The 13,208-nt window shown below is 67.5% G+C and carries 12 protein-coding genes; 6 read left to right on the top strand and 6 right to left on the bottom strand.

What is annotated here, in order from left to right; all coding sequences use genetic code 11:
- Positions 1-5 precede the first annotated feature (5 nt).
- Genes BEP68_RS02995 through BEP68_RS02975 form a run of 5 tightly spaced genes read left to right on the top strand, consistent with a single transcriptional unit; the run spans position 6 to position 4,918 of the window.
- Positions 6-1,499 carry an ABC transporter substrate-binding protein gene (locus BEP68_RS02995; RefSeq protein ID WP_187249175.1) on the top strand — a complete coding sequence of 498 codons (1,494 nt, stop codon included), beginning with the start codon at positions 6-8 and terminating at the stop codon, positions 1,497-1,499.
- 53 nt (positions 1,500-1,552) lie between these two features.
- Positions 1,553-2,515 carry an ABC transporter permease gene (locus tag BEP68_RS02990; RefSeq protein WP_187249174.1) on the top strand — a complete coding sequence of 321 codons (963 nt, stop codon included), beginning with the start codon at positions 1,553-1,555 and terminating at the stop codon, positions 2,513-2,515.
- Positions 2,512-3,372, top strand: coding sequence for an ABC transporter permease (locus BEP68_RS02985; RefSeq protein WP_053098214.1), 861 nt, complete (start codon positions 2,512-2,514; stop codon positions 3,370-3,372). The genes BEP68_RS02990 and BEP68_RS02985 overlap by 4 nt, the downstream gene beginning before the upstream one ends.
- Complete coding sequence (locus BEP68_RS02980) at positions 3,369-4,166, top strand: ABC transporter ATP-binding protein (RefSeq protein ID WP_187249173.1); 798 nt, start codon at positions 3,369-3,371, stop codon at positions 4,164-4,166. Before BEP68_RS02985 ends, BEP68_RS02980 begins: the two co-directional genes overlap by 4 nt.
- Entirely contained in the window at positions 4,163-4,918 is a 756-nt protein-coding gene (locus BEP68_RS02975) for an ABC transporter ATP-binding protein (RefSeq protein WP_187249172.1), read from the top strand. Before BEP68_RS02980 ends, BEP68_RS02975 begins: the two co-directional genes overlap by 4 nt.
- A 118-nt stretch (positions 4,919-5,036) precedes the next feature.
- On the opposite strand, the gene BEP68_RS02970 is transcribed toward BEP68_RS02975, so the two are convergent.
- The 6 genes from BEP68_RS02970 to BEP68_RS02945 all read right to left on the bottom strand — a co-directional run bounded on the left by BEP68_RS02970 (position 5,037) and on the right by BEP68_RS02945 (position 11,341).
- Positions 5,037-5,534: an HIT family protein gene (locus tag BEP68_RS02970; RefSeq protein ID WP_187249171.1), complete on the bottom strand. Its 498-nt coding sequence runs from the start codon at positions 5,532-5,534 to the stop codon at positions 5,037-5,039.
- Positions 5,535-5,858: 324 nt separating this feature from the next.
- Entirely contained in the window at positions 5,859-6,260 is a 402-nt protein-coding gene (locus BEP68_RS02965) for a DUF779 domain-containing protein (RefSeq protein ID WP_187249170.1), read from the bottom strand.
- A 68-nt stretch (positions 6,261-6,328) separates the two neighbouring features.
- Positions 6,329-7,879, bottom strand: a complete 1,551-nt coding sequence (locus BEP68_RS02960; protein ID WP_053098219.1) for an aldehyde dehydrogenase family protein — start codon at positions 7,877-7,879, stop codon at positions 6,329-6,331.
- 137 nt (positions 7,880-8,016) lie between these two features.
- Positions 8,017-9,342 (bottom strand): transcriptional regulator, encoded by a 1,326-nt coding sequence (locus BEP68_RS02955; RefSeq protein WP_053098220.1) that lies wholly within the window; start codon positions 9,340-9,342, stop codon positions 8,017-8,019.
- Positions 9,343-9,558: 216 nt separating this feature from the next.
- Positions 9,559-10,986 carry a CCA tRNA nucleotidyltransferase gene (locus BEP68_RS02950; protein WP_072592148.1) on the bottom strand — a complete coding sequence of 476 codons (1,428 nt, stop codon included), beginning with the start codon at positions 10,984-10,986 and terminating at the stop codon, positions 9,559-9,561.
- Positions 10,987-11,047: 61 nt separating this feature from the next.
- On the bottom strand, positions 11,048-11,341 hold the full coding sequence (locus BEP68_RS02945) for a hypothetical protein (protein WP_053098222.1): 294 nt from the start codon (positions 11,339-11,341) through the stop codon (positions 11,048-11,050).
- An 80-nt stretch (positions 11,342-11,421) separates the two neighbouring features.
- Here BEP68_RS02945 and BEP68_RS02940 point away from each other — a divergent pair, with 80 nt between their 5' ends.
- Entirely contained in the window at positions 11,422-13,182 is a 1,761-nt protein-coding gene (locus BEP68_RS02940; RefSeq protein WP_187249169.1) for an alkaline phosphatase family protein, read from the top strand.
- Positions 13,183-13,208 lie beyond the last annotated feature (26 nt).

The following is a 13,208-nucleotide window of genomic DNA, read 5'->3' as shown; positions in this document are numbered from 1 at the left end:
CACTCATGAGAAGAACCCGCATCCTCGGCGCGCTCGGCGCCGTCGCCACGCTCGCCCTCGTGGCCGGCTGCGCGTCGGGCGCCACCGACGACGCCGCGAGCGAAGACGCCACCATCTTCATCGGGTCGCTGTACGAGCCCACCAACCTGAGCAACACGCAGGGCGGCGGCCAGGGTGTGACCGAGGCACTGACCGGCAACGTCTACGAGGGCCTCTATCGCCTGACCGACGACGGAGAGGTCGAGCCGCTTCTCGCCGAAGACGCCCAGGTGTCGGATGACGGCCTGACCTACACGATCACTCTGCGCGACGATGTGACGTTCCACTCGGGTGACCCGCTCACGTCCGCCGACGTGAAGTCGAGCATCGAGGCCGTCACCGCCGAGGACTCCGTGTCGGCGCGCAAGTCGAGCTTCACGACCATCGCCGACATCGCGACGCCCGATGACCAGACCGTCGTCTTCACGCTGTCGCAGCGGTCGATCTCGTTCCTCTACAACCTCAGCTACGTCTGGATCGTCAACGACGAGGCCGGTGACATCACCGGCACGGAAGACGGCACCGGCCCCTACACGCTCGACGAGTGGAAGAAGGGCTCGACCCTGACCCTCGAGCGCTGGGACGACTACTGGGGCGAGCCCGCCAAGAACGGCGAGGTCGTCTACACGTACTTCACCGACGCGACCGCTGAGAACAACGCTCTGGCCACCGGCGAGATCGACGTGATCACCAGCGTGCAGAGCCCGGACTCGCTCGCGCAGTTCGACAGCGACGACTACGTCATCAGCGAGGGCACCTCGACGACCAAGGAGCTGCTCGCCTTCAACGACCGGGTCGCCCCGTTCGACAACGCCCTCGTGCGCAAGGCGATCTACTCGGCCATCGACACCCAGAAGCTGCTCGAGTCGATCTGGGGCGACTACGGCACGCTCATCGGATCGATGGTGCCGCCCACCGACCCCTGGTACGAGGACCTCACCCAGGTGAACCCGTACGACGTCGACCTCTCGAAGGATCTGCTCGCGCAGGCCGGCTACGCCGACGGCTTCACCTTCACGCTCGACACCCCGAGCTACGACCCGCACCCTGCCGTCGCGGAGTTCCTGCAGTCGCAGCTCGCCGAGGTCGGCATCACGGTCGAGATCAACACGATCAGCGCCGACGAGTGGTACACCAAGGTCTTCAAGGAGCAGGACTTCGAGGCCACCCTGCAGGAGCACGTGAACGACCGCGACGTGGTCTGGTATGGCAACCCCGACTTCTACTGGGGCTACGACGACGCCCAGGTGCAGCAGTGGGTCGCCGAGGCCGAACAGGCCGCCACGACCGACGAGCAGACAGCTCTGCTGAAGCAGGTCAACGAGAAGATCGCCGAGGATGCCGCGAGCGTATGGTTGTACCTGTACCCGCAGATCGTGGTCGCCTCGAGCGACCTCAGCGGTTACCCGGTCAACGGCCTGAACTCGCAGTTCTTCGCCTACGACATCGTCAAGTCCTGACGCGCGAGGGGGATGCCGCGTGTCGGCATCCCCCTCTTTCATCCTGAGAAGCCATGCTCGCCTACCTGCTGCGCCGCCTCGCGTTCCTCGTGGTCTCGCTCGTCGTCGCGATGATCGCGATCTTCGTGCTGCTGCGGCTGCTCCCCGGCGACCCGGCGAACGCCCTGCTCTCGGTGAATGCGACACCCGAGCAGATCGCCGCCGCCCGCGCACAGGTCGGCTCGGATCAGCCCCTCCTGCAGCAGTTCACTACCTGGGCCGGTCAGCTCCTGCGCTTCGACCTCGGTGAGTCGTTCCTGAGCTCGCGTCCGGTCGGCCCCGACATCGCCGATCGCCTCGCCGTGACCCTCCCGCTCACACTCATCGCGTTCACCGCCGCCCTTCTCGTCTCCCTGGTGATCGGCATCACCGCTGCCGTGAAGTCCGACCGCTGGTACGGCATCGCGCTCTCGGGATTCGCGCAGCTGGGTGTTGCCGTGCCGGTGTTCTGGGTGGGCGTCGTGCTCGTCTGGGTCTTCGCACTCGGCCTCGGCCTGCTGCCGTCCGGCGGATTCCCGCGCGACGGCTGGGAGGATCCGGCCGACGCGCTGCGGTCTCTCGCCCTGCCGGTGACGACGATCGTGATCGTGATGAGTGCATCCCTCAGCCGCTACGTGCGCTCCGCCACCCTCGACGTGATCGGCAGCGATTACCTCCGCACCGCGCGCGCCGGCGGGTCGGGCATGTCCGAGGCGCTGCTGCGTCACGGAGTGCGCAACGGCTCGGTGCCGGTCGTCGCGGTCCTCGGCATCGAGCTATCCACCACGCTGCTCGGCGCGGTCGTCGTCGAGAGCGTCTTCACTCTTCCCGGTCTCGGCAGTCTGCTGCTGTCGGCTATCGAACAGCATGATTTCCAGGTCATCCAGGGCGTCCTCGTCGTCAGCACGCTCTTCGTGCTGCTCGTCGGGTTCGCCGCCGACATCGTGCAGCGCCTGATCGATCCGCGACTGCGCACGAGCGTCTCGGGCAACCGATGAGCCGCGTCGCCGAGCAGCTGATCACCGGATCCGTCCCCGTGCGGAGGCGGCCGAAGGCGACCCTGCTGATCGGGCTCGTGCTCACCGGCATCATCGTGCTCATCGCGCTGGTGTCGCTGTTCTGGCTCCCCTATCCGCTCGCCGACACGAGTGGAAGTCGTCTCGAGGGGCCGAGCGCCATGCACCTGCTCGGCACCGATCGGCTCGGCCGCGACCTGCTCTCGCAGCTCATGTGGGGTGCGAGGATCGCCTTGATCGTGGGCGTCTGCTCGGTCGCGATCGCCGCCGTTCTCGGCGTGATCGTCGGACTGATCGCCGCCTTCTCACGGCCATGGGTCGACGACACGCTCTCCGCCGGACTGGACGTCGTGATCGCCTTCCCGGTGCTGCTGCTCGCAATGCTCGTCGTCGCGGTGCAGGGAGCGTCGCTGTGGTCGGCGGTGCTCGCGATCGGACTGGCGATGTCGGCGGTCGTCGCGCGTCTCACCCGCATCCTCTCGCGCCGCGTGCTGCAGGAGCAGTACATCACCGCCGCACGCACCAGCGGCACGGGTGTGCTCGGCATCGTGTTCCAGCACGTGCTCCCCAACATCGCACCGACCCTCGCGGTCAGTCTGGCGCTGCAGTTCGGTGCCGCGGTGCTCGCGGAGGCGAGCCTGTCGTACCTCGGGCTCGGTGCCCCGCCGCCCAACGCCTCGTGGGGTCGGATGCTGCAGGAGGCGCAGGGCACCGTGCTCACTGCTCCCGTCGGCGCGATCGCCCCCGGCATCGCGATCATCGCCCTCGTGCTCGGGGTCAACTTCCTCGCCGACGGCCTGCGCGATCTCGCCGACCCGACCCGCAGGAGGAGCCGATGAGCATTCTCGAGGTCGCAGGGCTCACCGTTCGCTCCGGATCCGGGGCTCTCGTGCGCGATGTCTCGTTCTCGCTGCAGCCCGGCGAACGCCTGGGGCTGATCGGCGAGTCCGGGTCGGGCAAGTCGCTCACCTCGCTCGCGGTCACCGGCCTGCTGCCGGATTCTCTCGTCTCGTCCGGGTCGGTGCTGCTCGACGGGCACCAGGTCGTCGGTGCGCGGGATGCCGACCTGAGGCCGTTGCGCGGACCGGTCGCCCAGATCGTGTTCCAGGAGCCGCTCACGGCGCTCGACCCTCTGATGAGGGTCGGTCGCCAGATCGCCGAGCCGCTGCGTCGTCATCTCGGCCTGCGCGGCGCGGAACTGCGGTCGGCCGTCACGGCGGCGCTCGATGAGGTGTCGCTGTCGGAGCCGCGATTCGCGCGCGCCTACCCGCACGAGCTGTCGGGCGGTCAGCGCCAGCGTGTGGCGATCGCCATCGCCTTGGCCGCCCGGCCACAGCTGCTCATCGCAGACGAACCCACCACCGCGCTCGACGTGACCGTGCAGGATGCCGTGCTCACACTGCTCGAGCGACTCGTCGCCGAACGCGGCATGGCGTTGCTGTTCATCAGCCACGACCTCGCCGTCGTGTCTCGCATGGTCGACCGCATCGTCGTGCTGCGCGACGGTCTGGTGGTCGAGGAGGGGGCGGTCGCCGAGGTGCTGCGGCGCCCCGCGGAGCCGTACACGCGGATGCTGGTCGACAGCGCTCGCGCGCTCGATGCGTTCCTCGATGCGAAGGAGGCTGACGCATGAGCCTCCTCGAACTCCGCGGTGCCGGCTTCGCCTACGGATCGCGCCGGGTGCTCGACGACATCTCACTGAGCCTCGACGAGGGAGACTCGCTCGGCCTCGTGGGCGAGTCGGGTGCGGGCAAGTCGACGATCCTGCGGCTGATGCTCGGGCTCTCGGCACCACGCGATGGACAGGTGCTCTTCGACGGTGCTCCCCTGTCGCTGCGCGACCGTGCGCAGATGCGCCGCTTCCGCGCGAGCGTGCAGCCGGTGTTCCAGGATCCGTACTCGTCGCTCGACCCCCGTCAGCGCATCGACCGCATCATCGGCGAGCCCCTGCGTTCACTCGGCCTCGCCTCCGGCGCCGACGCGCAGCGCCGCATCGCCGAGGCCCTCGAGTCGGTCGGGCTTCCCGCCGACACCGCCCGCCGATACCCGCACGAGTTCTCGGGCGGCCAGCGTCAGCGCATCGCGATCGCCCGAGCCGTGGTCTCGCGCCCGCGCGTGCTGCTCGCCGATGAGCCGGTGAGCGCCCTCGACGTGACGACGCGCGTGCAGGTGCTCGAGCTGCTCGACCGCCTGCGTCGAGAGAACGGCCTGTCGCTCGTGATGGTGTCGCACGATCTCACCGCGATCGCGTCAGCCTGCGACCGCACCGTGGTGCTGCAGAACGGCCGCGTCGTCGAACAGGGCGCCACCGCATCCGTGCTGCACGCACCACAGGACCCATACACCCGGGCGCTGGTCGACGCGGTTCCGCGACTCCCCCGCTGAGTCGCGGCAGTCGCTCGTCATGGATCGCTGGCCGTTTCACGGATGGCTGCCCGACAGTCGGGGTGTCTTCAGCCAGCCGACAGCGTCCAGCAGGGTGGCCGCAGACGACTCCGTGGTGTCAGGCTGACGCGTGCCAGGCCTCTCGGAGTGCGATCACAGAATGGGTCATGTCCGAGTCAGGGAGATGCACAGGGCCATCGGAGATGTCCACGTTCTGAAGCGGGTCATCCGCCAGATGTTGCGGGAACACATGGCAATGGAGATGCGGGGCCCGATGCCCCATCACCAGGTAGTTGATCTTCCGCGGGTCGAATGCCCTGTCGATGGATCGGCCCGCTCGTTGGACGTCGCGCCAGAACGCGCTGAGCTGGCCGGCATCCAGCTGACCGAGGTCAGTGAGATGCTCACGGAGGATCACGACGGTGTAGCCGGGATGCGCCTGGTTTCGTACCAATCGGACGTGAGTCATCTCGGTCGAGGCCACCAGGATGCTGTGCTCGTTCTCCGGCAGATGTGCGTCGGCACACATACCGCAGACCTCCGGGTCCACGAGTTCGGCCCACTCCTCATCCGTCCACCACATCGGCCCATGGTAACCAGGCGCGAGGGCGGCCACGGTAGAACTCACGGCATCCCGGCCATGCTTTGGCTGGTTGCTCCCGCAGCCTGTCGCGGTTTCGCCCGGATGGATCCGCGAAATCGACTCCACTCACCGGGGCTGAAATCCGTATCGCTTCATCGTCTCCTCAGTCGTGCGCAACTCACCGGCCGCTGACTGCCTTCGTGCGTCTTCAATATCCTGACCGATGCCTGGCTGCGACAACCAAAAGTCGACGAGAGGCGATACGCAGTCCTTCAACTCACTCCTGTGTACGCGCTGCATCTCGCCTTTCTAGTCCGATGCGCTGCCAACAGAGGGATACTTCTGGCCACATTTCCCTCAGCTCCCCGAAGGCGCGAGGCCGAAGTACTGCAGCTCCGCGTCGTTCAGCATCCGCGAGCGGATCAGGAACCGCATGCCTGTGGGACCCTCGACCGAGAAGCCGGCACCGCGGCCCGGCACGACGTCGATCGTGAGGTGGGTGTACTTCCAGTACTCGAACTGCGATTCCGACATGAAGACCTCGACCGGGGAGTCGAGCCCCACATCGAGGGCGCCGAGCAGCACATCGCTCGGCCCGGTGATGAACATGCCGACCGGGTAGCACATGGGTGACGAGCCGTCGCAGCATCCTCCCGACTGATGGAACATCAGGGGTCCGTGCTGCACGGTGAGATCGCGGATGAGGGATGCCGCGGCATCCGTCACGTCGACCCGCTGATAGGTGCCGATGCTGACCATGGTCCGAGCCTTCCTGCAGGTGGTTCCGGGCGGGCGCTGCCGGCGCAGCGCCCGCCCGGAGGTCGAGCTCAGAAGAAGCCCATCGGGCCTTCTGCGTACGAGACCAGGAGGTTCTTGGTCTGCTGGTAGTGGTCGAGCATCATCTTGTGGTTCTCGCGACCGACGCCCGACTGCTTGTACCCGCCGAACGCCGCATGCGCCGGGTACTGGTGGTAGGTGTTCGTCCAGACACGACCGGCCTCGATCGCCCGTCCCGCGCGATAGGCCGTGTCGCCGCTGCGGCTCCACACTCCCGCACCCAGTCCGTAGAGGGTGTCGTTCGCGATCGAGATCGCATCGTCGAAGTCATCGAACGAGGTGACCGAGAGCACCGGGCCGAAGATCTCCTCCTGGAAGATGCGCATGTCGTTCGTGCCCTCGAACACGGTCGGCGCAACGTAGAAGCCTTCGCTGAGGTCGCCGCCGAGATCGACGCGGTCGCCACCCGTGAGCAGTCGCGCGCCTCCCTGCTTGCCGATGTCGATGTAGCTGAGGATCTTCTCCAGCTGATCGTTCGATGCCTGCGCGCCGATCATCGTGGCCGGATCCAGCGGGTTTCCCTGCACGACCCTGCCGACGCGTTCGAGGCCGTCGGCGAGGAAGCCGTCGTAGATCGAGCGCTGGATGAGCGCCCGCGAGGGGCAGGTGCAGACCTCTCCCTGGTTGAGAGCGAACATCGTGAAGCCCTCGAGCGCCTTGTCGTAGAAAGGGTCGGCGGTGTCGCGTGCGACGTCCTCGAAGAACACGTTCGGGCTCTTGCCTCCCAGCTCCAGGGTGACCGGAATGAGGTTCTGCGACGCGTACTGCATGATCAGACGCCCCGTCGTGGTCTCGCCCGTGAACGCGACCTTGCGGATGCGCTTGTGCTGCGCGAGCGGTGCGCCCGCCTCGATGCCGAAGCCGTTCACGATGTTCACGACCCCGGCGGGCAGCAGATCGCCGATGATGTCGAAGAGGAACAGCAGGGATGCCGGCGTCTGCTCGGCCGGCTTGATGACGACGCAGTTGCCTGCGGCGAGCGCCGGCGCGAGTTTCCACACGGCCATGAGGATCGGGAAGTTCCACGGGATGATCTGTCCGACCACGCCGAGCGGCTCGTGGAAGTGATACGCGACGGTGTTCTCGTCGAGCTGGCTGATGCCGCCTTCCTGCGCCCGGAGCACTCCGGCGAAATATCGGAAGTGATCGACAGCGAGTGGGATGTCGGCGGCGAGCGTCTCGCGCACGGGCTTCCCGTTCTCCCAGGTCTCGGCGACGGCGATCTCCTCGAGATGCTGTTCGATGCGGTCGGCGATCCTGTTGAGGATCACGGAGCGCTCCGCGGGGCTGGTCTTGCCCCAGCTGGCAAAGGCCTTCCAGGCGACGTCGACCGCGCGGTCGATGTCCTCGACGGTGCCGCGGCCCACCTCGGTGAAGGGCTTGCCGTTGACGGGGCTCACGTTGTCGAAGAACTGGCCCTTGACGGGATCCACGAACTCTCCGCCGATGTAATGGCCGTACCGCGGACGGTAGGTAGCGAGGGCGCCCGGCTGACCGGGAGCGGCGTAGGCGGTGGACACGTCTTCTTCGACGATGGTCATCGGGACTCCTTCGACGGGCCGCGGCGTCGGTGCTGCGGGCTGTGTCTCGAAGGTAGGTCGGCAGAGGTTGCGCCCCGATGCGCAACGTTGCGGATGGTTGCACGCCGTCGGCAGATGTCCGAGACAGACCGGACGGTTCAGCTCTCCTCTATCCGTTCGATGCGGGCGACGAGCCCGGCGCGCTTCGGCGAGCGCGCCGGAAGCATCTCCAGAGCGAGTCGCAGGGCCGCAGCATCGCCCTGTCCCTCCGGGATCTCGGCGTACTCCAGGAGGACGTCGAGGCTCGCCTCCGACAGCATCGTCTCGCGCAGCGCCGCTCTGACGGACTCGCGGAACTCCTCGACTCCCGGCGATGTGGATTCGGGAAGGACCGGACCTCGGTAGGCGGTGAGGGCGACCCGATGGGCACCTCGGTCGAGCAGCGAGAGGACGTCGTGCGCGTCCGTCTCGAGCACCACCGGCAGTCGATACGGCCGCGACTCGGGGACGAGGCTGGGGGCGTGCTTCTCGAGCACCTTGCGCAGACGCACCATCTCCGGCCGCAGCGTGTCGGCCGACGCGTCCGGTCCGTAGACGAGTTCGCTGAGTCTCTCGGCCGACAGCCCCTGGCGATGCACGGCGAGCATCAGGAGGATCGCGGCATGACGAGCGCTGAGCTCGATCACGGATTCCTCGAGTTCTGTCTCGGTCTCGAGGCGCGCGCGATCGCGCCCCAGGACGTGCAGCGTCGCCCGGGTCGTGGGCTTGGCTCGCGAGGAGATGGTGATCGGACGATGCGACTCGCTGCGGGCCCGCAGTCTCGAGACGAGCAACTCCGACTCGACCGCGCGCGCTGTCGCATCGACCAGCAGCCTGGCCTGCATCGAGACGACCTCGTCTCCTCCGGTGATGTCGATGACCCCGAGGACACGCCGCGTCTCGGGGTCTCGCACCGGAGCCGCCGTGCACGACCACGGATGCACCAGCCTGTTGTAGTGCTCAGCACCGCGGATCTGCACCGATTGTCCGAGCGCCAGCGCTGTGCCGGGAGCTGTCGTGCCGACGGCGTCCTCGGCCCAGTTCGCGCCGGCCACGAAGCCCATGCCCTCGGTGAGCGATTGCAGCTTGCGATCGCCTTCGATCCACAGCAGCCGTCCGGCCTGATCTCCGACGGCGACGACGACACCGGAGTCCCCCTCGGTTCCCGGCAGCAGCAGGGCTCGGATCATGTCCATCGCGGACGCGAGCGGATGCGCGAGTCGATAGGCCTCGAGCTCTTCGCTCACGAGTTCGATCTGCGGGGCCCCTTCGGGGCCGACGCGCCCTCGCCAGGATCGCACCCACGATTCGCGGACGAGAGGTCGCACCTCCTGCAGGCGCTTGTCATCGAGATTGCCGGCGATGAGCTCTTCGTGTGCACGCTCGATCAGAAGACGAGAGGCCTCAGGCGGCCCTTCACGTGACACCTGCCACGACGCGACCACGGGCGTCTCCGATCGTCGATGGTGGAGCGTTACCTCAGTGTAGGAGCCGGATGCCGTCGGCGGTACCCGCGATATTCCGGTCACGCGTTCCGGGTGCAGGCTTTCGCACAGGCCGCCGAGGTCGACGAACCGGAGGAGTGACGAGTCGTCCTGGGGGATCCCCATGGGGATGCCCGCGCCCGACCGCCGCATCGCTGTCGACGCGGCTCGATCGGCTCAGACCCGGGCTGCCCACCATTCACGGAGCCGCTGCTCGGCGGCATCCGCTCCGATGACGCCTTCGTCGAGGCGCAGCTCGAGCAGGAACTTGTAGGCCTCGCCGACCTCACGACCGGGCGTGATGCCGAGGATCTTCTGGATCTGGTTGCCGTCGAGCTCGGGCCGGATGGAGTCGAGCTCCTCCTGCTCGCGCAACGCCGCGATGCGCGATTCGATGTCGTCGTAGGCAGACGCCAGTCGTCCGGCCTTGCGCTTGTTGCGCGTCGTGACGTCGGCGCGGGTGAGGATGTGCAGCCGCTCGAGCAGGTCGCCGGCGTCGCGCACGTAGCGCCGCACCGCGGCATCCGTCCACGCGCCCTCGGCGTATCCGAAGAACCGCAGATGCAGCTCGATCAGCGTCGATACCGACTCGGTCGTGTCGGTGTCGAAGCGCAACGACTGCAGGCGCTTGCGTGCCATGCGCGCCCCGACGACGTCGTGATGGTGGAAGGTGACGACTCCGCCGTCCTCCAGCTTGCGGGTGCGGGGCTTGCCGATGTCGTGCAGCAGCGCCGCGATCCGCAGGGCCACATCGGGCTCGGCACCGGGGTGACGCGAGTGCTCGAGCGAGATCGCCTGGCGGAGGACCGTGAGGGAGTGCTCGTAGACGTCCTTGTGATGATGATGCTCGTCGACTTCGAGTCGCAGCGCACTCACCTCTGGCAGGAACTCCTCCATCAGACCGGTGTCGACCAACACGCGGATGCCGCGCACCGGGTCATCCGTCTGCATCAGCCGCACGAGCTCCGATTGGATGCGCTCGGGACTCACGATCTCGAGGGTGGCGCGCAGCTGCGTGATCGCGTCGGCGGTGTCATCGTCGATCCGGAAGCCGAGCTGGGCGCTGAAGCGCGCGGCGCGGAGCATGCGCAGCGGGTCATCGCCGAACGAGACCTGAGGGTCGGCCGGAGTGCGCAGTACCCCGGCGACGAGGTCTTCGACTCCCCCGGTCGGGTCGACGAGCGTGATGGCCGGCACCAGCAGAGCCATGGCGTTGACGGTGAAGTCGCGTCGGTGCAGATCCGCGTCGATCGTGTCGCCGAACTCGACGGTGGGCTTGCGCGTCACACCGTCGTAGCTGTCTGCGCGATAGGTCGTGACCTCGACCTGCTCACCCTGCACACGCGCGCCGATCGTGCCGAACGCCCGACCGATGTCCCACTGGGCCGTGGAGATCGGCTTGACGATGCGCAGGATGTCGTCCGGCATCGCATTCGTCGTGAAGTCGAGGTCGTGGGTCGGCCTGCCGAGCAGCGCATCGCGCACGGGCCCCCCGACGACGGCGAGGTCGAAGCCCGCCTTCTCGAAAGCCTCCGCGAGGGTGCGGACGACCGGATTCTCGGCGAGCGCGCCGAGACGGGCGAGGCCGTCAGCCATGTTGAGCATGGGTTCCAGCGTACCGGGGTACGGGTGGCACCCGCGGGCCGCAGTCCCCGTCGAGCGGACGTCAGAACAGCGGGTTCTCACCCTTGGCCTGCGCGACGGCGCGAACTCGCGCCTGCACGAGCCGCACGAGGAGCGTGCTCAGCAGGAACCCGCCGACGACGGCGACAGCGACGATGAACCAGATCCCGATCTCGGGATCGATCAGCTCGAAGCCGTAGATCGCGACAACGAGCAGAAGCAGCACCGGCCCCTCGATCAGCGCGAATGTCACGAACAGCCGCGTCTGACGGCGGCCGAAATCGGCGTTCACGGCACGGACGCGCGCCTCGATCGACGACTCACCTGCGTAGCTCATGCCCCCACGCTACCGGCGTCGCATTTCGCCTCACAGTCCCGCTCTCGTGCTCGGCATCGCCCGAGTCCTAGGATCGGCACGTGGCCGCAGAAGCGAACGAGTCCCCCTCAGCGCCTGACACGTCCCGGCGCGGGTTCCTCAAGATGGGCGGCGCCGCACTGGCCGGCGTCGTGGTCGGCGGCGCGGCTGGCGCTGCGATCGGCGCGAACGTCGCGAACCAGCGCAAGGGTTTCGCCACTGAACCTGATCCGTTCGCCGCACTGACTCCCCGCAGCGAACCCGGATTCGATCATCTGGTCGTGGTGATGGGTGAGAACCGCTCGTTCGACAACCTGCTCGGGTACCTCTACTCGAAGGAGTCGCTTCCGACGGGCGAGAAGTTCGAGGGTCTCGCGTTCGGGACGCACAGCAACACGGCATCCGACGGCACGGTCGTCGACGCGCACATCTACACCGGCGACACCGACCGGATCATGAGCCTGCCCGATCCCGATCCGGGCGAGGAATACCCCCACGTCAACACGCAGATCTTCGGCACCGTCGACCCGAAGGACAACGCCGACCTGTTCGTCGACCAGATGACGGCCCCCTTCAACGCACCCACCCACGGCGAGAAGGCGACGATGTCGGGGTTCCTCGAGGACTACATCATCAACTTCCGCCGTCTGCGCAAGGGCGTCGAGCCGGCCCCCGACGAGGCCGCGCATATCATGGGGTCCTTCTCGCCCGAGATGCTCCCTGTGCTCTCGACCCTCGCAGCGGAGTTCGCGGTGTTCGACCACTGGTACGCCGGGGTGCCGTCGCAGACGTTCTGCAACCGGTCGTTCTTCCACGCGTCGACGTCGCACGGCTTCGTCACGAACCAGGCCGGCGGCGGGTACCGCAAGTGGCTCGATGCGCCCGCGGCCCCGACGGTGTTCAACCGTCTGGAAGACGAGAAGGTCAGCTGGAAGATCTACATCGACAAGCTCCAGCTGGTGTCGTTCACCGGGATGCTGCACGCTGCCGTGCTGGAGAAATACTGGCGCACCGAGCACTTCGGCACGATGGAGGAGTTCTACGCCGACGCGAAGAACGGCACCCTTCCGGCGTATGCGTTCATCGAGCCGCGCATGGTCTACGACCACAACGACTTCCACCCGCCGTTCGGGTCGCCCCGTGAGAGCGAGGTCGACGGCGAAGCGGTCTACGACAGCGCCATCTCGGACGTCCGGGCCGGCGATCGGCTGATCCACGACATCTACGAGGCGGTGCGCACGAGTGCGTCGCCGAAGGGGTCGAACGCCGTCAACACCCTGCTGCTCATCACGTTCGACGAGCACGGCGGATGCTACGACCACGTGCCTCCGCCCGCGGCGACGAAGCCCACGAAAGACACCGGGGCGGGTGAGATGGGCTTCACGTTCGATCGACTCGGATGCCGAGTGCCCGCCATCGCCGTGTCGGCCTATACGAAGCGCGGCACGATCGTCCACGACGAGATGCACCACGGATCCGTCACGGCCACCCTCTCGCGGCTGCATGGATTGAAGCCGCTCAACGACCGCGACCAGTCGGCGAACACACTGTTCACCGCTGTGAACCTCGACGCACCCCGGCATCCGGCCGACTGGCCCGTGACCACGCCCGCCTACACGCCGCCGAATCCCGAGCAGCGCGAGCCGAAGCCCGGTGGGGCCGACCAGATGAAGCCGCTCACCCCACCCGCCCGCGGCCTGCTCGGGCTGCTCCTCGCCAAGTACGGCAAGCCGGGTGAGCCGGAGCCCGAGACGTTCGCCGACGCCTATCGCCTGCTGCACGAGCACGGCGACGAGCTGTTCGGGCCCGCGAAGGGCTCCTGAACCCCGGGCGTGGATGCCATCCAGCC

The sequence above is a fragment of the Microbacterium sp. 4-7 genome, from assembly GCF_014332665.1.
Taxonomy (GTDB): domain Bacteria; phylum Actinomycetota; class Actinomycetes; order Actinomycetales; family Microbacteriaceae; genus Microbacterium.
The sequence above is the reverse complement of the archived record's forward strand: the minus strand, read 5'-3'. Positions and strand labels throughout refer to the sequence as shown.